This window comes from Rossellomorea aquimaris TF-12 (assembly GCF_001648555.1).
In the GTDB taxonomy this organism is placed as follows: Bacteria; Bacillota; Bacilli; order Bacillales; family Bacillaceae_B; genus Rossellomorea; species Rossellomorea aquimaris.
Genome location: NZ_LQXM01000002.1, coordinates 39,287 through 62,820, shown reverse-complemented (window position 1 = coordinate 62,820; position 23,534 = coordinate 39,287). Strand labels below are relative to the sequence as shown.

29 protein-coding genes are annotated in these 23,534 nt (G+C 38.5%); 10 read left to right on the top strand and 19 right to left on the bottom strand.

What is annotated here, in order from left to right:
- Nucleotides 1-331: 331 nt before the first annotated feature.
- From IQI_RS00445 to IQI_RS00435, 3 genes are read right to left on the bottom strand one after another with little or no spacing between them, the layout of a single operon-like run.
- Nucleotides 332-994, bottom strand: coding sequence for a CoA transferase subunit B (locus IQI_RS00445; protein ID WP_064090956.1), 663 nt, complete (start codon nucleotides 992-994; stop codon nucleotides 332-334).
- 19 nt (nucleotides 995-1,013) lie between these two features.
- A complete protein-coding gene (locus tag IQI_RS00440; RefSeq protein WP_064090955.1) occupies nucleotides 1,014-1,706 on the bottom strand; it encodes a CoA transferase subunit A in 693 nt (230 codons plus the stop codon).
- 34 nt (nucleotides 1,707-1,740) lie between these two features.
- On the bottom strand, nucleotides 1,741-2,928 hold the full coding sequence (locus IQI_RS00435) for an acetyl-CoA C-acetyltransferase (RefSeq protein WP_064091058.1): 1,188 nt from the start codon (nucleotides 2,926-2,928) through the stop codon (nucleotides 1,741-1,743).
- 190 nt (nucleotides 2,929-3,118) lie between these two features.
- Between IQI_RS00435 and IQI_RS00430 the strand changes: the two genes are divergently transcribed.
- The 5 genes from IQI_RS00430 (at nucleotide 3,119) to IQI_RS00420 (ending at nucleotide 6,186) form a co-directional block, all read left to right on the top strand.
- Nucleotides 3,119-4,018 (top strand): hydroxymethylglutaryl-CoA lyase, encoded by a 900-nt coding sequence (locus IQI_RS00430; protein WP_064090954.1) that lies wholly within the window; start codon nucleotides 3,119-3,121, stop codon nucleotides 4,016-4,018.
- Between the two features lie 69 nt (nucleotides 4,019-4,087).
- On the top strand, nucleotides 4,088-4,219 hold the full coding sequence (locus IQI_RS21120; RefSeq protein ID WP_268874466.1) for a hypothetical protein: 132 nt from the start codon (nucleotides 4,088-4,090) through the stop codon (nucleotides 4,217-4,219).
- Between the two features lie 130 nt (nucleotides 4,220-4,349).
- Nucleotides 4,350-4,493 carry a hypothetical protein gene (locus IQI_RS21240; RefSeq protein ID WP_328585720.1) on the top strand — a complete coding sequence of 48 codons (144 nt, stop codon included), beginning with the start codon at nucleotides 4,350-4,352 and terminating at the stop codon, nucleotides 4,491-4,493.
- Complete coding sequence (locus IQI_RS00425; RefSeq protein ID WP_328585719.1) at nucleotides 4,475-5,278, top strand: alpha/beta hydrolase; 804 nt, start codon at nucleotides 4,475-4,477, stop codon at nucleotides 5,276-5,278. The genes IQI_RS21240 and IQI_RS00425 overlap by 19 nt, the downstream gene beginning before the upstream one ends.
- A complete protein-coding gene (locus IQI_RS00420; protein ID WP_064090953.1) occupies nucleotides 5,275-6,186 on the top strand; it encodes an aminoglycoside phosphotransferase family protein in 912 nt (303 codons plus the stop codon). Before IQI_RS00425 ends, IQI_RS00420 begins: the two co-directional genes overlap by 4 nt.
- A gap of 102 nt (nucleotides 6,187-6,288) precedes the next feature.
- Here the strand turns inward: IQI_RS00420 and IQI_RS00415 are convergent, their stop codons facing one another.
- Complete coding sequence (locus IQI_RS00415; protein ID WP_064090952.1) at nucleotides 6,289-6,621, bottom strand: iron-sulfur cluster biosynthesis family protein; 333 nt, start codon at nucleotides 6,619-6,621, stop codon at nucleotides 6,289-6,291.
- A gap of 128 nt (nucleotides 6,622-6,749) precedes the next feature.
- On the opposite strand from IQI_RS00415, the gene IQI_RS00410 reads away from it, so the two are divergent.
- Nucleotides 6,750-6,965, top strand: coding sequence for a CDGSH iron-sulfur domain-containing protein (locus tag IQI_RS00410; RefSeq protein ID WP_064090951.1), 216 nt, complete (start codon nucleotides 6,750-6,752; stop codon nucleotides 6,963-6,965).
- Nucleotides 6,966-7,010: 45 nt separating this feature from the next.
- Here the strand turns inward: IQI_RS00410 and IQI_RS00405 are convergent, their stop codons facing one another.
- From IQI_RS00405 to IQI_RS00390, 4 genes are all read right to left on the bottom strand, one after another.
- On the bottom strand, nucleotides 7,011-7,343 hold the full coding sequence (locus IQI_RS00405) for a YolD-like family protein (protein WP_064090950.1): 333 nt from the start codon (nucleotides 7,341-7,343) through the stop codon (nucleotides 7,011-7,013).
- A gap of 32 nt (nucleotides 7,344-7,375) precedes the next feature.
- Entirely contained in the window at nucleotides 7,376-8,638 is a 1,263-nt protein-coding gene (locus tag IQI_RS00400; RefSeq protein ID WP_064090949.1) for a Y-family DNA polymerase, read from the bottom strand.
- A gap of 402 nt (nucleotides 8,639-9,040) precedes the next feature.
- Nucleotides 9,041-9,826 (bottom strand): glucose-1-dehydrogenase, encoded by a 786-nt coding sequence (locus IQI_RS00395; RefSeq protein ID WP_064090948.1) that lies wholly within the window; start codon nucleotides 9,824-9,826, stop codon nucleotides 9,041-9,043.
- A gap of 13 nt (nucleotides 9,827-9,839) precedes the next feature.
- Entirely contained in the window at nucleotides 9,840-10,691 is an 852-nt protein-coding gene (locus IQI_RS00390) for a GRP family sugar transporter (protein WP_064091057.1), read from the bottom strand.
- 227 nt (nucleotides 10,692-10,918) lie between these two features.
- Between IQI_RS00390 and IQI_RS21290 the strand changes: the two genes are divergently transcribed.
- Nucleotides 10,919-11,002, top strand: coding sequence for a hypothetical protein (locus tag IQI_RS21290; protein WP_408006801.1), 84 nt, complete (start codon nucleotides 10,919-10,921; stop codon nucleotides 11,000-11,002).
- 97 nt (nucleotides 11,003-11,099) lie between these two features.
- Here IQI_RS21290 and IQI_RS00385 read toward each other — a convergent pair whose 3' ends face one another.
- From IQI_RS00385 to IQI_RS21235, 6 genes are all read right to left on the bottom strand, one after another.
- Nucleotides 11,100-11,327, bottom strand: coding sequence for a hypothetical protein (locus IQI_RS00385; protein WP_064090947.1), 228 nt, complete (start codon nucleotides 11,325-11,327; stop codon nucleotides 11,100-11,102).
- A 56-nt stretch (nucleotides 11,328-11,383) separates the two neighbouring features.
- Nucleotides 11,384-11,956: a histidine phosphatase family protein gene (locus IQI_RS00380; RefSeq protein ID WP_064090946.1), complete on the bottom strand. Its 573-nt coding sequence runs from the start codon at nucleotides 11,954-11,956 to the stop codon at nucleotides 11,384-11,386.
- A gap of 98 nt (nucleotides 11,957-12,054) precedes the next feature.
- Complete coding sequence (locus tag IQI_RS00375; RefSeq protein ID WP_064090945.1) at nucleotides 12,055-12,579, bottom strand: DUF3221 domain-containing protein; 525 nt, start codon at nucleotides 12,577-12,579, stop codon at nucleotides 12,055-12,057.
- A gap of 50 nt (nucleotides 12,580-12,629) precedes the next feature.
- Nucleotides 12,630-13,424, bottom strand: a complete 795-nt coding sequence (locus tag IQI_RS00370) for an SDR family NAD(P)-dependent oxidoreductase (protein WP_064090944.1) — start codon at nucleotides 13,422-13,424, stop codon at nucleotides 12,630-12,632.
- 14 nt (nucleotides 13,425-13,438) lie between these two features.
- The gene (locus tag IQI_RS00365; protein WP_328585718.1) at nucleotides 13,439-14,065 is read right to left on the bottom strand and encodes an MBL fold metallo-hydrolase; all 627 of its coding nucleotides are present in this window, start codon (nucleotides 14,063-14,065) and stop codon (nucleotides 13,439-13,441) included.
- Nucleotides 14,062-14,391 carry an MBL fold metallo-hydrolase gene (locus IQI_RS21235; protein ID WP_328585717.1) on the bottom strand — a complete coding sequence of 110 codons (330 nt, stop codon included), beginning with the start codon at nucleotides 14,389-14,391 and terminating at the stop codon, nucleotides 14,062-14,064. The genes IQI_RS00365 and IQI_RS21235 overlap by 4 nt, the downstream gene beginning before the upstream one ends.
- A gap of 485 nt (nucleotides 14,392-14,876) precedes the next feature.
- Here IQI_RS21235 and proC point away from each other — a divergent pair, with 485 nt between their 5' ends.
- The 3 genes from proC (at nucleotide 14,877) to namA (ending at nucleotide 18,044) form a co-directional block, all read left to right on the top strand.
- Entirely contained in the window at nucleotides 14,877-15,689 is an 813-nt protein-coding gene (proC, locus tag IQI_RS00360; RefSeq protein WP_064090943.1) for a pyrroline-5-carboxylate reductase, read from the top strand.
- An 86-nt stretch (nucleotides 15,690-15,775) separates the two neighbouring features.
- Nucleotides 15,776-16,927, top strand: coding sequence for a glycosyltransferase (locus IQI_RS00355; RefSeq protein WP_064090942.1), 1,152 nt, complete (start codon nucleotides 15,776-15,778; stop codon nucleotides 16,925-16,927).
- 100 nt (nucleotides 16,928-17,027) lie between these two features.
- Entirely contained in the window at nucleotides 17,028-18,044 is a 1,017-nt protein-coding gene (gene namA / locus IQI_RS00350) for an NADPH dehydrogenase NamA (RefSeq protein WP_064090941.1), read from the top strand.
- Between the two features lie 62 nt (nucleotides 18,045-18,106).
- On the opposite strand, the gene IQI_RS00345 is transcribed toward namA, so the two are convergent.
- Genes IQI_RS00345 through IQI_RS00325 form a run of 5 tightly spaced genes read right to left on the bottom strand, consistent with a single transcriptional unit; the run spans nucleotide 18,107 to nucleotide 23,350 of the window.
- Nucleotides 18,107-18,868: a GNAT family N-acetyltransferase gene (locus IQI_RS00345; protein ID WP_064090940.1), complete on the bottom strand. Its 762-nt coding sequence runs from the start codon at nucleotides 18,866-18,868 to the stop codon at nucleotides 18,107-18,109.
- A gap of 12 nt (nucleotides 18,869-18,880) precedes the next feature.
- A complete protein-coding gene (locus IQI_RS00340) occupies nucleotides 18,881-19,420 on the bottom strand; it encodes a histidine phosphatase family protein (RefSeq protein WP_064090939.1) in 540 nt (179 codons plus the stop codon).
- Between the two features lie 13 nt (nucleotides 19,421-19,433).
- Nucleotides 19,434-20,360: a ribonuclease Z gene (rnz, locus tag IQI_RS00335; protein WP_064090938.1), complete on the bottom strand. Its 927-nt coding sequence runs from the start codon at nucleotides 20,358-20,360 to the stop codon at nucleotides 19,434-19,436.
- A gap of 48 nt (nucleotides 20,361-20,408) precedes the next feature.
- Nucleotides 20,409-22,655, bottom strand: a complete 2,247-nt coding sequence (locus IQI_RS00330) for an ABC transporter permease (protein ID WP_064090937.1) — start codon at nucleotides 22,653-22,655, stop codon at nucleotides 20,409-20,411.
- Nucleotides 22,652-23,350 carry an ABC transporter ATP-binding protein gene (locus tag IQI_RS00325; RefSeq protein ID WP_064090936.1) on the bottom strand — a complete coding sequence of 233 codons (699 nt, stop codon included), beginning with the start codon at nucleotides 23,348-23,350 and terminating at the stop codon, nucleotides 22,652-22,654. Before IQI_RS00325 ends, IQI_RS00330 begins: the two co-directional genes overlap by 4 nt.
- Nucleotides 23,351-23,534: the final 184 nt, after the last annotated feature.

Here is a 23,534-nt window from a genome sequence, read left to right as displayed (position 1 = left end):
ATGTTTATCGTTATAACCTACCGAGAATATATCTTGTCCTATTTTAAATTACTATAATAAAAAACTTTCAATTGAACAGTTAGTCAATGTTTTTGACGGCTCAATTGGATAATCAGGAATCATATACTGAATTCGACACTTAGATGCGAGGGAACCAAAAGTTGGTCTTGGAACTGTCTTTCTCATCTAAAATAAATTGAATGACAAAAATAGGGACTACCAATAAAAAACTAGTCAAAAGGTAGATGTTCTTCCCTTTTGACTAGTTCAATTATGGAGGTCCTATTAACCTGCTTTCATCTTTATGACGACTTATGGTTTTTGCCTCTATTTAATACGCGTCTAATACTACATCTTCACTGACTTTTAGTGCAGCTTCTGTGGAAGATACAATATCCTCAACTGAAAATCCATTTGCTACTTCACGAAGCAGTAGTCCTTCTTCCGTTACATCCATAACAGCACGGTCTGTTATGATACGGTGAACGACACCTTTTCCAGTAAGGGGTAGTGTGCATTCTTTAAGAATCTTACTATCCCCATTTTTATTAACATGCTCCATGATGACAATGATACGTTGAGCACCATGAACTAAGTCCATTGCTCCGCCCATTCCTTTTATCATCTTTCCTGGAATCATCCAGTTTGCAAGATCACCGTTTTCAGCTACTTCCATACCACCTAAAATAGCGATGTTAATATGTCCTCCACGAATCATAGCGAATGACTCTGAGCTATCAAAGTAGGCAGAGCCTGGAATCGCAGTAACCGTCTCTTTACCTGCATTAATCAGATCTGCATCTACTTCCTCTTCAGTTGGATATGGTCCAATTCCAAGTAGGCCATTTTCCGATTGCAGGACAACCTGCTTGTTTTCCGTAATATAGTTGGCTACTAATGTAGGCATGCCAATTCCTAAATTCACATAAAAACCATCTTCTATTTCTTTTTCTGCTCTTCTTGCTATTCTTTCACGCATTTTAGCACGATCCATATCCTTTGCACTCTCCCCTCTAAGCTTGTTTCACCGTTCTTCTTTCAATACGTTTTTCTTGATCAGCTTGGATTAATCGCTGTACATAAATGCTTGGTGTTTGGACTTCATTTGGATTGATTTCTCCAATTTCAACAAGTTCTTCTACCTCAGCAATTGTTACTTTTCCAGCAGCTGCAATCATAGGGTTAAAGTTTTGAGCAGTTTTGTTGTAAACTAAGTTCCCCATTTTATCTGCCCTCTGCGCTCTTACAAGAGAAAAATCGGCTGTAAATGCCTCTTCTAATAAATATTCTTTATCATTAAAGGTACGAGTTTCTTTTCCTTCAGCAATGGGCGTGCCGACTCCTGCAGGTGTATAAAAGGCAGGAATCCCTGCTCCTCCAGCACGAATTTTTTCTGCCAGCGTTCCTTGAGGAACCAGCTCTACTTCAAGTTCACCTGATAATACTTGTCTTTCAAACTCTTTATTTTCTCCCACATAAGACCCAATCATTTTATCAATTTGCTTATTTTTCAGTAATAAACCCAATCCCCAGTCATCTACACCACAGTTATTTGAGATCACAGTAAGGTTTTTTACACCTTTATCTACAAGGGCAAGGATTAGCTTTTCAGGAATTCCGCATAAACCAAATCCCCCCACCATAAGAGTGGCTCCATCATGAATATCTGCTACTGCTTCTGCGTATGAAGTAAACACTTGCTTCATTGATTACCCTCCTCAGTTCTTACTTTTAATATGATTATTTATGTAGCTCGACAACCGTTGCTACTCCTTGTCCTCCACCGATACACAAAGTGGCTAAACCATTTTGTACTTGTCGCTTTTTCATTTCATGAATCAGCGTAACAAGAATTCGGGTGCCACTTGCTCCAATCGGGTGACCAAGTGCAATCGCTCCACCATTTACATTTAATAAATCTTTGTTAAATCCAAGCTCTTTATCTACCGCTAAGGATTGTGCAGCAAATGCCTCATTTGCTTCAATTAAATGCATATCTTCCATCGTTAACTTTGTTTTTTCCAACACTTTCTTCACTGCTTGTACAGGTCCAATTCCCATTACACTTGGATCAACACCTGCGTTAGCATTCCCTTTAATGGTGACAAGTGGTGTTATGCCAAGCTCATCCGCCTTCTTCCTTGACATAACGACAACTGCAGCTGCACCATCATTAATTCCTGATGCATTTCCAGCTGTTACACTACCATCCTTTTTAAATGCGGCTCTAAGACCAGAGAGCTTTTCGGCAGTGGACCCTTTACGAGGGAATTCATCTTGACTAAAGAACACTGGATCCCCTTTTCTTTGAGGGATTTGAACAGGTACGATTTCATCGGTGAACCTGCCTTCTTCAATCGCTGTGCTTGCTTTTTGTTGACTCCAAGCTGCAAATTCGTCTTGCTCTTCACGTGTAAGGGAATATCGGTCGCATAGGTTTTCTGCTGTTACTCCCATATGATAATCGTTAAATGCACACCATAATCCATCGGAAATCATACTATCGACTACTTTTTGATCTCCCATTTTATATCCACTTCTTGCTCCTTGTAATAAATATGGAGCCTGACTCATATTTTCCATACCACCTGCAACAATAACATCCGCATCCCCTGCAAGAATTGCCTGCGTCGCTAGGTGAACTGTTTTTAATCCTGATCCACATACTTTGTTAATAGTCATAGCGGGCACATTTTCCGGAAGCCCTGCTTTAATGGATGCTTGGCGAGCTGGATTTTGTCCTAATCCTGCTTGTAAGACGTTACCCATAATCACTTCATCCACATCCGTTGATTTTAAACCAGCCTTTTCGAGTGCATCTTTAATGACAATCGCTCCAAGTTCCGGTGCTGAAATATCTTTTAAAGAGCCATTAAAGCTTCCAATAGCAGTACGTACTGCGCTAACAATGACGACTTCATTCGACATTTTTCTTCCTCCCTTTCTCTTCTGACTGATTGATTTGCCTGTATCCTCTTGCAATAAAGAGGAGTTTGAAAAATCTGTTCCACTTTTACTCTTTCTATGTAAGCGTTTAAAATCCTCTAATTTTGTCAAAAAATTTTTTGTTGCTTTATAAGTCGGAATCTTCCTACAATAAAGAAGGGGAGGCGAAATGATGAATTTACCTAATAACATAACCATAATTGAAGTTGGTCCCAGAGATGGGTTGCAAAATGAAAAGAATTTTGTTCCTACTGATGTAAAAAAGGAGTTTATTTTTAAGCTGAAAGAATCAGGGGTAAAAGAGATGGAGCTAACATCCTTTGTATCTCCTAAATGGGTTCCACAAATGCAGGATGCCAGCGATATTGTCGATTCTTGCTTAACAATCGATTCACGAGATATTGTCTTAGCCCCTAACAAAAAAGGGATAGAGCGAGTGTATGAAACAGATTGTCAATCAGTAGCCGTATTTGTCGGCGTTAGCAATACCTTTAATCAAAAAAACATTAACAAATCAACCCAAGAGGCATTAGAAGGTTTAACCCCTCTTATCCTACAATTAAAAGAGCGTGGATATTTTGTCAGGGCCTGTATTTCTACTGCCTTTTACTGTCCTTATGAAGGAAAAGTTTCACCTGAAGATACTTTAGACCTTTGTAAGAAATTTGTTCATTTAGGAGTAGATGAGTTAAGTGTGGCAGATACGATTGGACGCGCCAATCCTTTAGAAGCTTTCACCCTCTTTTCCTTATTAAGAACAGAGCTGCCTGATGTTCTGTTAACTGCACATTTCCATGACACGAGAAAAATGGCATTAGCCAATATTTTCGCTTCTTTACAAGCAGGGATTGATCGCTTTGATACCTCGGCTGGTGGACTTGGGGGATGTCCTTTTGCGCCTGGTGCTACTGGTAATGTCGCCACAGAGGATGTGGTATTTATGGTGGAGGAGCTTGGCATTTCAACAGGAGTGAACCTGGAGAAGCTAGCTCAAGCCATTGATGTAATTAAACCTTATACGAGTCGTCCCATTGAAAGTGGATATTATCGTTTGTATGAACTAAACAAATAATATCTGGCGTATAACCCATATCTCTTTTGTACACTCTAATGCTAAATGCATTTCAAGGAGTTGAGCAGAATGAGTCAAAAACGTGAAAAAGGATTTAGCCAAAAGGGAAAGAAAAGTTCAGACACTGTTTCAAATCCAATGGCTGCTGAAGAGCTAAAAAAAGCTATTCACCCTACCAAGGGACAGAATGCTAAATCATAATTTTTTAGAGGGTGTCCTTTATTATGGGACACTCTTTTTCTTTGAAGATCTTCCTCTACACCAATCAGTAAATTCCTCTTTTTTCCTTATCGTGCTACAATTAATCTAGACTATTTCAGAGGTGATCTCCATGAAAAAAAGACTTTTCCTAACTAGTTTACTCTCTACACTTGGTTTAGGTGGATTAGGCTTTTACATCACTAATCGAGTTATGTACTTACCAAAAAAGACGAGGAATTTATTCGTTCCAGAGAAGTGGAGGCTATTCGCTTAATCGAAGAAGATTATGCTTCCCTTCCTAAACATGAGGTCCTCATTCCCTCTCCTTACGGGTATGACATTCATGCTGTTTTTGTCACTCCATACCCTCATAATAAATACATGATTTTTTCACATGGAGTAACTGAAAATAAATACAACTCTATTAAATATATGAATCTCTTTATTAAAAAAGGCTTCAATGCGGTGATATATGATCATAGACGTCATGGGGAGTCCGGAGGAAAGACAACAAGCTATGGGTACTTTGAGAAGTATGACTTAAAGGCGGTAGTTGACGAATTAATTCACCGCGTTGGTGATGATCTTTTCTTTGGTATACATGGTGAATCCATGGGTGCTGCCACTCTCCTTTTGTACGCAGGGAGTGTAGAAGATCGCGCCGATTTCTATATTGCTGATTGCCCGTTTTCCGATTTCGGTGAGCAGCTCAGCTATCGAATGAGCCTAGAATTGAAAATGCCCGCAAAATTTCTTTTGCCACTTGTCAATCGTACGTTAAAGCTTCGTCAGGGCTATACTTTGAAGGATTTATCACCCCTCTCAGTGATCCAAAATATTCAAAAGCCCATTTTGTTTATTCACAGCTCAGATGATGACTTTATCTTACCTCAAATGACAATGGATTTATTTAATAAGAAGCAAGGGGCAAAAGAATTATTTCTAGACTTTAAAGGGTCTCATGCTCAGTCATATAATGATAACCCTGAACAATATGAAGAGGTCATTCAACGTTTTTTAAATGAATGGGTCTTTAAAGAAAAGGAGAAATCTTTATGATACCCGAAGACTTTCGAAAGAAGATGCAAACGATGTACGGCAATTCAGGACTTGACTGGGTCTCTAATGTCGAAGAATTGTTAGGTTCTTTAAAAGTCCGTCTTCATTTAACCTATGGCAAACCCTTTTCCCTTAGCTATAACTTTGTTGTGCCTGTTCTAGTTAACTCAAATCAACCTGCCGTTTTAAAAGTGGGCTATCCCAATAAGGATTTCTCAAATGAGTTTCATGCCCTTCAAGATTTCCAAGGCAGAGGAATGGTTAAGGTCTTGGACTCCAACCGAGAAGAAGGCTGGATTCTCTTAGAACATCTGCAGCCTGGCACTCACCTGCATACGTTAAAAAGTGAAGAAGAAGAGGTAAAGATGTTTGCCTATGTCGCTCAACAATTATGGCATAAGCCGTCCAGTGACCACCCTTACCCTACTGTTCAAGCGTGGTCTTATGGGATCGATCGGCTCCGAAGGCAGTACAATGGTGACACGGGTCCTTTGCCACCAGAAATGGTATCAAAGGCTGAGGACTTGTATTCAATATTATTTTCCTCCGCTTCTGATCTGTATTTACTACATGGGGACCTCCACCATCACAATATTCTTTACTCTGATTCTTTAGGGTGGACCGTTATCGATCCTAAGGGCGTACTCGGTGAACGAGAATACGATTGCATTCAATTTCTCTTAAACTATTGGAAAGAGCATCCTCAGCCATTAAAGCTTCTGGAATTTCGAGTTAAAACCATGGCTTCTCTTCTTTCTCTTTCATATGAGCGGTTGATTTCGTATGGATATTGTCACTCAATTCTATCTGCCTGTTGGTGTTTAGAGGATGGGGTTGACTGCTGGAAGGATGGGGTGGAGGTAGCTCGATTATTTGACACATTGTTGAGTGAATTCTATACCGCTTAATTCTGTTAATGGTGCATTACAAATACAGGTTGGTGTTTTAAAAGATAATTTGGCCCTGAAAAAGCATAAACATAAGACTTTACTTCTTCAGGGCCTATTATTTTATTCATTGGGGAACAGGACAAAGTTCATTCTTCCATTTATGATTTGTCCAGGGCTTTTTAATTGAAATGTGTTGCTTGCTGTTGAGAAATCAATTTTCAATTCCTCATCAAGAAATACTGTTTTGGATTTTTCAACTAGAATAGGGTAAGAATTCGTTTCTATTTCGATATCTTCACCTTCATCTGGCTTTTTCACATACCATAACGTCGGGATACCACTGACTACACAACCGCAGCCTTCTGTGTCATATTTTAACTTTAAATACCCTTCTTGATGATCAATTTTATCTATTATTTTTTGCATTGCTTCATTTGTTATTTCTATTTTCATTGTTCAGCCTCCTCCACTTTATCCTATCATATTTCACCTGTTTCCTTTAGAATATTGCATTTTTCTCTTTTTCACTTTACTATCAAAGTGGGGAATCTTTTGTATGTATTTAGAAAGGGTGGGTTTTCATGACAAAAGCTCAAATTAAAGTAAATGATAATGGTTCTTTTCGCGTTAGTGGAGATGTAGAATTAGTTGATGCAGATGGAAATGTATTTCCGACAAAGCAAGTGTTCACTCTTTGCCGCTGCGGTCTATCGACTAAAATGCCGTTTTGTGATGCTTCACATAAAGGTAAATTCGAATCGTGTGTACGCGCTGAAAAGGTTCTAGACGAAGAATAACACATGACGAAAAGAGACTTCCAAAAGGGAAGTCTCTTTTCAAATTCATTCAAAAAAGTGAATATCGGTTACGCTCGATAGTGGAATATATTGCGCTTCCTGAAAGCGATCCACTACGTGTAGCTTTTCTTCTAAGGCATCAACATGATGCACCGTTCCAATGAATAACTGATGGCGGTGTTTTACGTAATAGGTAATGGAGACTAGCTTACCAAATTCCATGGCTTCTGACACCACATCATTTAACATCTCCAGCTCCTGTTCATCGAGTTCCTTTCTCTTTTCATAAGTATCTTCTTTAGCCCAATCTCGCAATAATTTTACATGCTCTGGTAACATCATAGATGTCCACTTTATTCTTCCTCGATCACGAATCACATTCTTCACCTCCTAAATTGAAGTCAGGGCTGTTACGATTTGTGGCCGCCTACAAGACGAGCACGATGCTTTGCTGTTCCTGCTTCTGTATACGAGACTGCGCGAAGTAAAGCTGCCGATCCATATTTATTTCGAATTCGATCTACCACATATCCTAATTCTCTTTTTTCCCAACGTTTAGGATCAAACAATGAAATTTGTAACGTCTCGTCGTCCACAACATTCGAGAGGGCGATAGAAATTTTCCGTACTGTCCTACCGTTGTAATTCTCTTCAAATAATTCGAGACATACACGATACAAATCCATGGTAATGTTCGTAGGTTCCTCCATTGTTCTTGAACGATGAAACCCTCCTCCAAACTCTTCTTGACTGTATCCTATTCCAAAGCTAACGGTTCTTCCTGCTTTCTTATGGGTACGAGCCCGCCTGGCCACTTCTTCACACATTTCCAATATAACGTGCTTAATTTCTTTTCTTTCTTTATAGTCCCGCAGAAGAATTTGACCCTTTCCAAAGCTAATTTGCCCATCCATGATAGGGGCACCTATTTCGGATAAATCTACTCCCCACGCATGATGGTATAGCTGATTTCCCATCACTCCAAACTTATCTTCAAGCTTCTCTAAATCATATTTCGCCAATTGTCCAACGGAGAAAATCCCCATTCGATTAAGGGTCTTTTCAATGCGTCGACCAATCCCCCACATTTCACTTAGGGGTGAGAGCGGCCAAAGTTTTTCAGGTATATCCTCGTAAGTCCACTCACAAACTCCTTTTTTCTTTGCTTCAAGATCTAAGCACAATTTTGATAAAAGCATATTAGGACCAATTCCTATAGCACAAGGAAGCTGAAACTCCCTCTCCATATCATCTTTTATTTTATGAGCAATTGTTGTAGCGTCCCCCCATAGATTGGTGGCCCCATCAATCTTAATGAAGCTTTCATCTACACTGTAAGTATGAATGGCATCCTTTGGAACATAGCGATGAAATAACCGAGTAATCTCAGTTGAAATCCGGACGTACGTAGCCATTTTTGGTTCTACTAATTGAATTCGAGAATCATTAGGGATTTCAAACATCCTGGACCCTGTCTTAATGCCAAAATCTTTTTTCATCTTAGGGGAGGCCGCCAATACAATGCTTCCTTTACGGTCTTTATCCCCCACAACTGCTAAATGACATTCAAGAGGGTCTAGTCCCAGCATGACAGCCGAACAGCTAGCATAAAAGCTCTTCATATCGATGCATAAAATCTTATGGTGTGGCAGCACACTGTAATCGACAGTCATTCAATCCTCCTCCATCACCGTATAAATAGAACAAATGTTCTTATATAGTATATCTATGATTGTATACGAATATACGTTCGCTTTCAACTTAAATTATTGGTAACGGAGTGAATAATAAGAAAAGGAAAAGACAAGCCAAAATGGACAAAGATTGAGAAGAGAATTCACGATTTGGCCCAATTCTGATGAAAAGTGGCCCAATCGCTCCATAAATCAGACCATTTAGAAGGACGCACAAGAAAAATTTAGCGATATTTCCTCGTTGTTCACAATTTTGCACATTATCTAGGTAAATTCGCACATTAGTAGAGTGTTTTCGCACATTCACCCCCGCTTTTCGCACATTTCATCCAAGAAATAAAAAAACAGGAAGGAGAAGTGACCGCTTCTCCTTCCTGTTTTTCATCCTTTTCCAGCTTGAAAGCCTGGATACTTGGTCATTCCCCCGTCCACAACTAAGGTTGTACCGGTTACATAGCTTGCCTGCTCTGAAGCTAAGAATGCAGCGCAGGATGCCACTTGCTCAGGTTCTCCGATATACCCGATTGGAATCAGCTTTTCCACTCCCTTTTTCTTTTCAGGATCAGAAAATTTTTCAGCATTAATAGGTGTATCGATGGCCCCTGGTGCAATATTATTTACTCGAATTCCATCGGGAGCGAACTCTAAAGCAAGACTTTCCATTAATAATTTAACCCCACCCTTACTGGCTGCATAATGGACAAAGTGTGGCCAGGGAATAATTTCATGAACAGAAGAAATATTAATGATGGATCCTTTGATATTATGATCTAACATGTACTTGGCAGCTTCTCGACAACCGAGAAAGGTACCGGTTAAATTAGTATTTATGACCGTTTGCCAGTCTTCAATAGACAAATTTTCAGAAGGAACTTCATTTTCGACCCCTGCATTATTCACATAAATATCAAGGCTTCCATACGTGTCATGAGCAAATTGGACAAATGCTTTCACGTCTTCTTCTTTCGAAACATCCCCTTGAATAATGGAAGCGTGCCCTCCTGCTTGTTCAATCTCTTTTACAATCGCCTCTGGATTTTCTTCTTTTTTAAAATAGTTAATTACCACTTTACATCCTTCATTAGCCAATCGAGTTGCGATGGCCTTTCCAATCCCAGTAGCGGCACCAGTAATGATAACAACCTTACCTGTCAGATCAGTATACATCCTATATTCCTCCTTAACTTTTTGTAAAACCTAGAAGAACACCACCAATAATAATGAGAACACACCCCAGGATCACGAGGAAAATTTGTTTTTTCGATTTCTTTTCTCCTAAGAAAAACAATCCTCCGAGGGTGGAAATGACAATACCTGTTTGAGATAAGGAGAAGCTGGTTGCTACCCCAATTCTCGGGAGAGCAAGTAATAATCCTAAATTACCCGACGCCCACATCAGGCCCGTTAATATATTTCGAACCGTATATTTTGTAAAAGGCTTATGCCTGAAGGTGATCACAACCGCTCCGATAAACATTCCGATTGCTTGTGGTAAAATGGCTTCCCATCCGTCGATGTTAAACCACCTTAAAATAACGACATAAGCTATGTATCCACAACTTGAAATAAATAAAGTGAATAGACCTTTTTTTAGTTGAGACTGATCATCACCAGCAGATTTTTGCGAAAATGAGGTTAGTACTACACCAATAATAAGAGCAAAAACGGCCCCACTTCCGATTAGAATGGTTAAGGTTGTAGTCCATTCCTTAAACACTAAAACCCCAAAGAGTGTTGTACCGATCAGTTGCATTCCTGTAGAGATAGGAACTGTTTTAGCAACACCAATAAATTTTACGCTTGCTAACTGATTCACTTGGCCGACAGCCCAGAAGACTCCGGAAATAAAGCCGATACCCCAAACAAAAAGCGTTAACTCCGGGGATTTAATGAAGAAAACGCCAATGGCAAACAGTAGGGAACCAATTGTAATTCCAACTGTTTGACTGTAAGCATTTCCTCCTAGTTTTACACTGACGAACACAAGACTTCCCCAAGCTACTGCGGGGATTAGGGCTAACAAAATCCCTATCATATTTCCACATCCTTTTTGCAATCGATAAAAATAGTTTTTCACTTAATAGAATTTTTAGCCTTATAGGCTAGAAAAACAGAAACATTTTCCGTTCAGTGATGCATACCCTTATTTTGTTCGGTATAATCACCATGAAGTGTCAAAATGGAAAAGCGATGATTGAAAAGATGTTCCTTCAATGAACATCCTCTTAATTACTGGGATTATGAACATTAGTTGAGGAAATCGAAACTCGTTCTAAAGAAGAACCGAATTCATCAATTCACCAGATCGTTGAAGATATCGTATATGAATTCCCTGTAGATTAAATCTATGTAGATTGAGGAGGAGTTTCTGTTTTTGAAGAAAAGGTGCTTGGGAAATAAAAAAAGAAGCTTCCCTTTTTACAGAAAAGCCCCTTTAAACCTAACGAATATACGTTTTATTATTTTTCAACTTTGAAATCAACATAATGAAAGACAAAGATATGGTGGTGAAGAGAAAGAACATGGTTCCCAGAAAACCTATTATCGCAACAGAAGTGCCTCTATCCATTTCATCTGGTGCAGCAAAAGAATGACCGATAAGCCAAGTAGTACAGGAAAAAACGAATAATACTAAGGAAACTAAAAGGATTTTACCTTTTGAAAACATCGTTTACCCTCCATCATTTACAGGTTAATAAGAGAAGCATTAGGTTAAAACACATACTATGATGGTTCCCAAAGCCTTTTCACATCCACTAAAACCTGCTCATTAAACTCCATCCTATAAATATCTGGTTTAGATATGCTATGTAAAAAATTCAAATCATACTTCCTATCATAATACCCCATCATTAAAGTCATAACAGCTCCATGAGTCCCCAATACAACTTTTTGTCCTTGGTAGTTTATCAATAATTCTTTTAATACTTTTATTGCTCGTTTCTGACAGGTGGAATTAGATTCAGCTCCGGATAAAGAAAAGTCGGGATCGGTAAATGATTCCTTTAATAAAGGGTATAAATCCTTATCAGATATCCTCTGTTCTTCAACATGAAAAATTCTTTCTTTAAGGTTTTCAAATACAATAACTTCTTGTCCAATTTGTTCTGCTAGATTTTGTACGGTTAGGATTGAGCGATTGTATGGGCTGGAGATGACAACATCAATATCTTCGTCTCGTAATACATTTGCAATAACTAGAGCATCATGCTTTCCTTTAACAGTCAATCCTCTCGTTTTTTCTTCTCCTCCTTTTGGAGAGTCACCGTGCCTTACCATATATACAAAAGTATTCATACTACCTCCTAAAACCATTTATAATGGAACGTCATTATACAAATACGCACCTTAAAAAGAGTCATTCACATAACGGTAACCAACTCTTTCGTAATCCTTTATTTTGTTGACGTATGAATCGGAACAATAACTCTCTCGTCATTAAGATTCACTAATACATGCACATCTCTGTTAATGGTTAATTCCTTAAAACGTAAAGAATACATTCCAGTGGGGTTTTTCTCCATGGATTGAATGGCTACTTGTGAGAAACGGGGGTCTTTTACGACTAATTTAACCGCATTCCCTTCCTTTTCACTTTGAGCATCTGTTAAGAAAACCATTTCATTTGCAAAAGCTTTGCCAGGAAAGGATTCTTCCATTTCCCCGTCAAAATTCACTTGAATTTTCTGTCCAACCTCTATATCAACACTATGTATTTTTTTGTCTTTATCCGTACTAAACACTGTTCCATCGTTAAAGGAAAACCAAACATCATTTATGAGTACTTCATTGCTTTCAATTTGGGTAACAAAGCCTATGAATCGTTCATTTGGCTCAGAATCTTGTACAGGCGTTGAAAGGTCACAGCCAGTGACTAATGGTAAAAGACACAGTAAAAGAATAGTGAGACATTTTTTCATAGACTCCCCCCCTTATAATATTAGACGATTGGAAGTATTCGTTAGTTTCATTATTTTTTGAAAAAAAGTTTATTTCCTACTTTTTCAATGAGTGAAGGAAATAATTGATAAACAACACTTCCCGCATTCATCCAACGAGGTAAATTGATCTCTCTTGTATTTGTGAAAAGCGCATTTATGACTTTTTCTGCTACTTTATCAGGTTGAAGCATAAATTTTTCCACATTTTTTGCATATGTACCTGACTCATCGGCAATGGAAAAGAAATCCGTAGCAATAGGACCAGGGTTTACGGCTGTAACCGCTACGCCATACCTGGCGGCTTCCATCCGAAGACTATTCGTATAGCCTAGAACAGCATGCTTAGAAGCAGAATAAACGCTTGATTTAGGCGAGGCAAATTTACCCGCTTGAGAGGCAATATTCAGGATATGCCCAAAGCCTTGTTTACGCATATAAGGAAGTATTTCGCCCGTACATGCCATAAGACCAAGTACATTCACTTCAATCATTCCTTTTACATCACTAAATGACGTTTCATGAGCTTCCTGGAATATGCCGTAGCCCGCATTATTAATGATGGCATGTACTTCACCGAAGTCTTCCAAAATGGTAGAGAATACACGAGGGATTTCAGCATAATCTGTTACATCCAAAGGATACACTTCTACTTTAACCTTGAATGTAGTCATCAATTTTTCCTTTAATCCCTCTAATAACTGAACACGGCGAGCAATCAAAGCAAGGTTTCCTCCATTTTCAGCAACTTTGATTGCCATCTGCTCCCCAATTCCACCAGATGCTCCTGTAATGATTATGTTTTTTCCTTTAACTCGTTTATTCATTTCCACACCTCCGGTTAGACAAAGTAATAATATACCCCATCAGTCTTTTCCTTTTTTATTAAATCAAGGGATTCTAAATAATCTAATTGACCTATCGTCTCAGACAAGGTAAGACCCAGTTCTTTTTTATAAACAGAAGGAAACAGCTTTTGGCAAATCTCTAATACAGTAAATCGATTTCCTTTTATCATATGTAAAACAGATTGGGCCCTTTCATCTTGTTTCCTTAACCTCTTAGGAATAAGGGCATGAACATCCGAAATATCCTCTCCATGACCTGTATAAGCACGTGAGATAGGGATGTCCTGGAGCTTGCTTAAAGAAGCATTGTATTGAAGTAAAGGCTTTGTCCGTTCTTCTTCTCCATCAAATGGTGGTTCAATAAGAGGATTGGGTGAAATATGAGCAAGGATATGATCTCCGGCAATCAATACACCATCACGTTCTCGATAAAAAGACAAATGACTTTGTGCATGACCCAGGGTTTCGATAATGTTCCACTCCTCTAGCCCAGGAATAGCATCTCCTTCTCCTATTGATACATCTAGCTTTCTATCACCCATGAATTTTAAAGGAGTTTTAAATTTAGGAATGGCAGAAAGAAACTCTTGAGGTAATCCTGACTCAATAGCTAACTTCAAAAAAAGCGATCGTATACATCGTGAAAATAATTATCTCGATGTAGCCAAAAGCGATTATATTTATGCCCATATACTTTTACAGAAGAAGGAAAACGATCAAGTAAGCCAGCATGATCTGGGTGATGATGGGTGAGGACAATTTGTTCAATGTCTTCGGGTTTATATCCTAAAGAAGCTAATTCCTCCGTTAATTGAATCCATGCAGTATTTGTCAATGGACCCACGTCTACCAACGTTAGCGCTTCACCTTTCACTAAATAAATATTTACATCTCCAACAGCAAATGGAGTAGATAGCGTAATCTTTGCGATATTATTTTCTAACATATTTTCACCACATTCTACTATAATAAGGTCTTCAACCAAGACATTCGTTTCTCAAAATGAATGATGCTTCATTTTACAGTGTACATTTTTTCCTATCACTTGTCATTTTTAATATCTTTTGAAAATACTGAAAAAAACCTTGACAGACAAGCCACTTTTTTATGATAATCACCTATAATATTATTTTTTCAACTGAACATTACATTCACTATATATAGAAAGCGATGAAGAAGACTAGTAATAGATAGATGATGTTAGAGAATAGTGCTCCATTAGGCTGAAAGGCACTGTCATCCTCTCTATTTATGAACCTACCTTTTGAGCGTCTTAAATCAGAACGTTTCCAGCGTTATCTGGAGTTGAGTGTGTTCATTGGCATTTGAATGTTCGTGAACGAAACAAGGTGGTACCGCGGAAGCAGACCCTTTCGTCCTTTATGGATGAGAGGGTCTGCTTTTTTATATAGGATAAGGAGGAGTGACTTCATGAAGACATTGTTTATGGGTGCAGGTTCAATGGCGCATGCATTAATGAAAGGGTCACTAGCAGCAGAAGTATTGAGGCAAGAGAAGGTGTATGTGACAAACCGTTCGAATCGCCAGGGTTTAGAGGAATTCGTGCATGAATTCGGAGTTAATAAGGTGGAGCATGAAGCTTCATATGATGTCGTGATCCTGGCAATGAAACCAAAAGACTTTCACGGTGCAGTGGCAACCATTCGTCCTTATTTGACCACTCACACGTTGGTCATTTCTGTTTTAGCAGGGATCACCATACAACATTTAAGTGATAAGCTTGCATTTAATGGAGCCATCGTTAGAGCTATGCCTAATACGAGTGCATCCATGGGGAAATCAGCTACCGCTGTATCGTTCAATCGTCACCTGACGCACTCTCAGAAGGAGTGGACAATGAAATTATTTCAATCCGTTGGGATAGCAGTGGAGGTGGAGGAAAAGCAATTAGACTTAATTACTGCTCTATCTGGAAGTGGTCCTGCCTATATCTATTTTGTGGCAGAATTACTTGAAAAGGCTGCAGTGGAGTTAGGACTGCAACAGGAACTGGCTAAGGATTTAATCTCTCAAACGATTGCAGGGGCAAGTGAGATGCTAGAAAAATCCGGCTTAAATGCACAGGAATTAAGGAGAAATGTTACAAGTCCAGGTGGTACGACAGAAGCAGGTATTGCAGCATTGGAAGAATATCACGTTAGGGAAGCCTTTTTGCAATGTATTTATTCGGCGAAAACGCGTTCTGAGAATCTTGGAAAAGAAATTAACACACAATCCCTTTAAATATGAACTCACCTAAATAACCTACCTTTTCTCGCTATTTGCTTGTTTCATTGGTACAATCGAAACAAAAAAAGAAGGTCGTACCTATGATTCACCTATTCATTTTACTTTGTATGGTACTTGGTGTCTGGTTGTTTATATCCATTGACGTGTGGAGAGAGATTTCTACACTCTCCTCCATTCATGATTACGCAATCGTACAGAAAGGTCCGTTACTAACGATTATTGTCCCAGCTAGAAATGAAGAGAAAACCATTTCAGCCAGTATCAGATCTCAACTTCAACAGGATTATCACAATCTTGAATGGATATTAGTAAATGACCGTTCAACTGACGGGACACCAGATAAACTAGAAGAATTGGCGAGCATGGATAAACGAATAAACACGCTCCATATAGACTCATTGGAGAAAGGATGGCTAGGAAAAAATCAGGCTCTATACAAAGGATATCAGCACGCCCATGGAGAACTTATCCTTTTCACTGATGCTGATGTCATCTTTAAAGATTCGACGATCGTTTCTAAAGCCGTATCCTTTCTTCTGTCACGGGAATTGGATCATCTTACTCTAGCACCCCATATTAAATCACGGACATTTTGGTTAAAAAGCTTTGTTGCCTTTTTCTTATTCGGCTTCTCCTTCTATAAACGCCCCTGGAAAGCAAACGACCATACATCAAAAACGGGAATGGGCATTGGTGCTTTTAACCTTATCTCACGGACGGCTTATGAAGAAATCGGTACCCACAAAGGGATTAAGCACATGCCTGATGATGACTTGCAGCTTGGAGTGCAAATAAAGAAACACCACAAAAAACAATTCTTTCTAACAGCTCTGGATTCATTGGAAGTTGAGTGGTATCAATCATTGAAAGATGCTTTTAACGGTTTAGAAAAAAATACATTTGCAGGACTCCATTACTCCATCTTACTCGTCTTGTTTTCCATTATTGGGGTTTTCTGCTCCACTGTCCTCCCTTTTATCACGATTTTCTCATGGGATTGGAGAATTCAGATGGTGAGTGCTGCTATTATTCTTATGATTTTATTGGCGTATCAAAAGGTCATTAAACACATGACAAATGAGTCTCCTTTTCTCTTTCTTTCATTACCACTCACAGCTCTCCTATTTATCTATTCAATTGGCCGAGCCACGATTTTAACCTTCAAACGTGGTGGAATCGAATGGCGGGGAACGGTTTATCCATTGAAAGAGTTAAAGCAAAAAAACAAATAGAAGCACATTTCTTTCCTGGAAAAATAGGTGTTGTTATAATCATTGTGAATTACTATTTAGAAACCCGAAATAAATAACCCTTGATGAAAGGTGATGAAAGATGAATACAAAGCTTTTTCAACCATATACCCTTAAAAATGTTGAACTGAAAAATCGAATTGTTATGGCACCTATGTGCATGTACTCTTCCCATAACAATGATGGGAAAGTTGAAAATTGGCATCGCACTCATTATACGAGCCGTGCTGTTGGTGGAGTCGGGCTGATTATTCAGGAAGCAACTGCCGTTACACCCCAAGGAAGAATCTCTCCTCAGGACTTAGGAATTTGGGATGATGAGCATGTGGAAGGATTAAAAGAATTAGTAGGATTAATGAAAGAACAAGGTGCGAAGACAGGTATTCAGCTGGCTCATGCAGGAAGGAAAGCTGTTCTAGAAGGTGATATTATTGCTCCATCTGCCATTCCATTTAATAAAGACATGAAAACACCTGTTGAAATGACAAAGAATGATATTAATGAAACCATTAAGGCATTCATTAAAGGTGCAGAAAGAGCCAGGGAAGCAGGATTTGATGTGATTGAAATTCACGGAGCCCATGGATATCTCATTAACGAATTCCTCTCTCCCCTTTCTAATAAACGCACGGACGAATATGGTGGGTCTCCTGAGAACCGCTACCGTTTCCTTCGTGAAATCATTAACGGTATTCAACAAGTATGGGAAGGACCATTACTTGTACGTGTCTCTGCCAAAGATTATCATGAAGAAGGTCTTGATGTTGAAGATTATGTAGTATTCGGAAAATGGATGAAGGAACAAGGAATTGATTTAATTGATGTTAGCTCCGGTGCAGTTGTGCCGGCACAAATCCCTGTATTCCCTGGCTACCAGGTAAAGCTTGCCGAGACCATCAAGAGAGATGCCGATATTGACACAGGAGCAGTCGGGCTGATTACTACAGGGATTCAAGCAGAAGAAATCCTTCAAAACGAGCGTGCTGATCTCGTTTTACTTGCACGTGAATTACTTCGAGACCCATATTGGCCTAGAACTGCTGCGAAGGAGTTAGGAGTAGAACTGGAAGCTCCCAAGCAATATCAAAGAGGTTGGTAAGGACTAAGAAGCACTGGACAAAAAAATGAGGGGGAATGCCTTGGCATTCCCCCCTCATTCACTTATTCATACACTTTCTGAACTTCATACTTGAAACCACCATAACGGTAGTTTTGTCTTTGATACATAAGTCTAGGTGTGTCTTCTCCATCAGCTAACAGAATCACTGTTTTATTAGGAAATTTTTTCATCACACGTTCTTGCAATTTACTCCCTATGCCCTTCTTTTGAAAAGATTCTTGAACCATCAGCCCATCTATTTCCGCTGTGTCCGATTTAATAATAACATCGACTGACCCTGCTGGGGTTCCACGATAATAGGCTAGAAGTTGAATAAAATTCTCATCTTGAAAGTGTCGTTTATGTAAATCAATCTTTTGTTGAGCAAATTCCTCTCCAAATTCTAAATCCTGTTGGTACTGGAATTCAAGGTAAGCATCAAGATCTTGATCAGACACTACCTTAATTTCTATATCAGGATTATCTTCTAAAGGTGGAAATTGATCAGGTGCAATACTATATAATTCATTAAACCCCACTTCAAATTTTTCACGTGCAAAAAAGTCCATTAATTCCTGAGAGGGTTTAACATCCTGTGGAAAATAGAATTTTACATGTTTTTGCCCTTTTGATTTATGGAATTCTCTTAAAAAATGAGCGGCTTCTTTAAATTCAGAAAGGGATGGCTGTTTATTAAATTCAAGAAAATTACTATCATACCTTGTTAACATTTCTGGAAAATGAATGTGTTGATAGAGATTATTTTCTGCTACTACATGTCCTTCTTTTCCTTCTTTATATATAAGGTCAAATGTTATCTGCATACGCACTCCCCTTTATTTCCAAATTCGTTGAACCGAAGCTTGGCTTTGCTCCACTGTTACCAAATAAACGTCAGGATTTGAAAGAGCAAATAATTCTTCATACCCATACTTGTCATCAAACAACCTCAACAATAATGTCGTTAAATTCCCATGACTAACACATACAATGTTGTCTTCTTCTTTTGTTAAGACATCATCAACAAAGGACTGAGCTCGCTCCATCGCCTTTTGATTGGATTCTCCACCAGGTAATGATAAGGAGAAATCTTCAAAGCTCTTCTTTAACTTTTCCAACCAGTCAGGAAAATCCTGATCACTGAGGACCCTTTCTCCTAACCGATCATCTTCTCGAATAGTCAGGCCCGCTCGCTTGGCAAAGGGTGCTATAGTTTCAATTGCCCTTACAAACGGGCTAGAGTAAACGGCTTGAATCGAACGGTTTTCTAAGAAAGAAGCCAGGTGTATTGCCTGCTCCATTCCAATATCCGTTAAAGGTGACTGAAAAGGCTGACCTTCTGCTTTTGCATGTCGTACGATGTAAATGTTTTTCATGTACTTCCCTCCACTACTTCTTAACAGAAATGCTATATTCCATAAAATCCTTTGCAATGAATGTCTCAGGAAACACTTGGCGGGCTTCATCTCGCAATTCATTCCAGGACTCTTTTGCAAACCTTGAAGAAATATGTGTTAAAAAAAGGACTTTAGCATTTGCGGCTAATGCCGTTTCCCCTGCTTGCTTCGTAGTTGAATGGTAATATTCATGAGCCATTTGTTCCTGCTCTTTATTAAACGTTGCTTCATGGATCATGACATCGGCGCCTTCTCCCAGCTTGATTGCATTTTGACAGGTACGAGTATCACCTAGAATCGTCACAACTCTACCCGGAATAGAGGGGCCGATAAAATCCTTCCCATTGATTTCTCTGCCGTCTTCAAGAAGAACTGTTTGTCCTAATTTCAACTTTTTATAAACCGGTCCTGGTGGTAGCCCGATTGCCTGCAATTCATTTACCTCAAGGACACCTGGCTTATCCTTTTCTACAACTCTGTACCCGAATGTCGGAATCGCATGTTCAAGTTCTTTTGCCTCTACTTTAAATTCTTCATCTTCAAAAATAATACCCTCTTCGATTTCAACAATGCTTAGGGAATATTGAAGATGAGTTCGGCTTAGAGAAAGTGAAACCTCGATATATTCCTTTATTCCTTTTGGTCCATAGACGGTTAAAGGAGAATTTCCTCCTTGAAAGGAACGACTACCTAATAGTCCGGGAAGACCATAAATGTGATCACCATGTAAATGGGTAATAAAGATTTTTTCTATTCTTCTCGGTTTCAAGCTAGTATGTAAAATTTGATGCTGCGTAGCTTCTCCACAATCGAAAAGCCATACAGCACCTCGTTCTTCTAATAATTTCAACGCAATACTGGTGACATTGCGGAGTTTAGCAGGGACACCTGCACCCGTTCCCAGAAATAACAATTCCATTTTCACCCACTCCTAATACGACAATGTTGCCTCTATCATAGCATACACTTAAGCATCTTGACGCTTTAATACTTCCTGCAGTGAAACCTTTTTCAGTTTTCTCTTTGATAAGGAAACTGACACTAAATAAGAAGAAAGAATAATCCCAAATCCTATAAAGAAAAGAGGTATATTAATGGTTACGGGCAGTACATAATTTGTCTCTGACGCTAATGATTTTAACAATGTGTCGATACTAATGATGGCTAAAGGCACACCAACACAATATGCGATGATCACAACAGGGGTATAAATATTGATCATCCATTTAGAAATCGTTTTATCATCATATCCAATGACTTTTAATAATGAAATGGAATTCGTATTCTCCTCCACAATCAGATTGGTAATTAGAGTGATGATCACCAGTCCTATGACGAAAGAAAGACCCGACATAATGAAAATCGAATATCTCACTGGACCCATTAAAGACTCAAGAGACTCCATCATCTCTTTCTTATTTTCTATCATAAAGATATTATCCATTTTTACCGGCTTATCTGAAGTCCACTCCCCGAGATAACTATTTTCAGGATAGTCGTTCCATTCATTCAAGGTGTGGCGGTCCATGTAGGCTAATGAACCCGTATATAATTCTGCAACGCCGACAATTTCAAAGGTTCGCGACTCATCATTCGTAGAAAGCTTAAGGGTAATCGGATCCCCTTCATTCAAGTTGAATATATAAGACAGAACCTTGTTGATGATAATTCCATCTTGTAGGTTTGGAATCAAGTTCTCTCCTTTTTCATTCTGTAAGGATATTGTGGAGTTAGAAGATTCGATTCCATACAGTTGAACTTTTTCTTCTTCACCCTCATGTACCGCATTTGTTTCAGAAAAAGTAAATACGTTTTCAGTCGCTTCAGATGTTTTCAAACCTTGATAGTAAACGCCATAATCATATTGAAGCCCTTCCTTATATGTCTCTTCCATTAATGTATCCATAGAATTCATACTTACAAATCCATACATTAATAGAATGGTGGAAAACACAATACCGATTGCTAAATAAAACACTCTTCCAAGATTATTTACTACCATTTTCAAACGAAAACGAGCTCGGAATGACTTAGGTTGAAAACGAAACGTTCTCGTCTTATTTTCTAAGGCTCCAATTTGCTGAGGTTTTAAAAGGTGAATGGGAATTTTGGACACTTGTTTGGTGATCACAATATAACCTGTAACAAGAAGGAAAATGGTTGGAACCAGGATTGCTAAAAGGACCGAAATAAAGTCTGTTCCGAACTGTTTAATAATCGGAACATTAAAAAATTCTGTGTACAACTTCGTAATGGGCACAGATAATAGCCCACCTGCGATGACACCTAAAATGGAACCGAACAACCCGACAAACAAAGGATAAAATAAATACGCCTTCGTAATTTCTCTTGGAAAATATCCCAGTGAAAGCTGAGTTCCAATTTGCTTCTTTTCAGAATCTAAACGTCGTTTTAATAGAATAACGACCATCATAAGTGAAATAACCCCTATGAACAAAGGAAGAACAGTTGAAAAGGACTTGGTTCCTTTAATCTCTGTATTAATATAAGAAATTCTAGGATTATCACTACTATTCAACCATTTTAAAACAGGAGCCTCTTTGGAAATGGACTCTTTTAAGTCTGAAACGCTTCCTCTTTTATTCCACTTGCCAATGTAATAGGATGCGGAATCTTCTAACCCTTCAAATACATCTTCAGTCAAAATACCATAGCCGAAATCTGTGGCATTATTGACGATCTCACGTTCATTTTTAAGGGGATAAATATAATCTGGTAAGTATATAAAACCTGATATCTCTTTATCCTCTCCGTTCAACAGTATGGTATCTCCAATTTCCATACTGTTCTTACGTGCAAAAATATCTGAAATGGCCACCTCATTTTTCTCTTTTGGAAGTTGCCCTTTTTCAACATAGGCTTTATCTACCGTAGTCGTTTCATTAAAAAGACGAAGAGTTTTTTTACCATCATCCAACTCAACGTCACTCGTTAGACGCCTCTCCATTTCGACTTGATGCTTCTCCTCGATGAGCGTTATTTTCTCATTTGTAAGCTTCTCACTTGTATAAAATTGAAAATCCTCCTGAACATAATCTTCTGCAAAGGTGAGATTGCTCTTCTCAATGGAGGTAATAGAGGAGCGGAGCATTATAAAAAGCATAACCCCTAAAAAAATAAGAAAAATTGCGCCACCAAATTGCAGCTTACTATTTTTCATTTCTTTAAACACGCTTTTAGAAAGCTTTTTCATACCCATTTCACCTGCTCAGCAGAGAGCGGTGTTTTATTTTCTTCAAGGGCGACCACTTCTCCACTTTTCATCTTCACGACCCAATTTGCCATTTCACCAATTCCAGGATTGTGCGTAATGAGAAGAATGGTGGTTTTAAATTTCACATTAATTTCTTGAAGTAATTGTAGTATATTTTTACCGGTTTCTTCATCCAATGCACCCGTAGGTTCATCACAAAGAAGCAATTTTGGATTTTTCACTAGAGCCCGAGCAATGGCCACCCTTTGTTGTTCTCCACCACTCAGCTGATGAGGGTACTTACCCTGTTTATCTATCATACCTACCCGTTCTAACACTTCGTTGATATCTAACGGAGAATCACTAATTTCTGAGCCTACTTCTACATTTTCTTTTACAGTTAATGTAGGGATTAAGTTATAAGATTGAAAAATAAAGCCAACATAATGACGACGATAGTTTGTTAATTCCTTAACAGAAAAGTGATGAAGGGATTGAGAAAAAATAGTCATTTCTCCCGAATCAATTGTATCTATGCCCCCTATGACATTAACCAAGGTCGATTTTCCAGAACCGGAAGGACCTAATATGACGGATATGGACCCTTGGGGCAATTCTAGTGAAACTGATTTTAATGCTTTAACGATGATTTCACCACTTTGATACTGTTTACTTACGTTTTTTAAGGCAATCATCCATTTTCCCCCTTAAGTTAGTAAAAAAGGTTAAAGATACCTTCATCATATCGAGAAATAAAACCATATACAATCATTTTATGAAATATTTACATATGGATATTTCATAAAATTTATTTCAGGTCGCATTCTCTTTCTGATTGCAAATAATTTGCTAAATGGCTTATAAATCTTTAAAATTAGA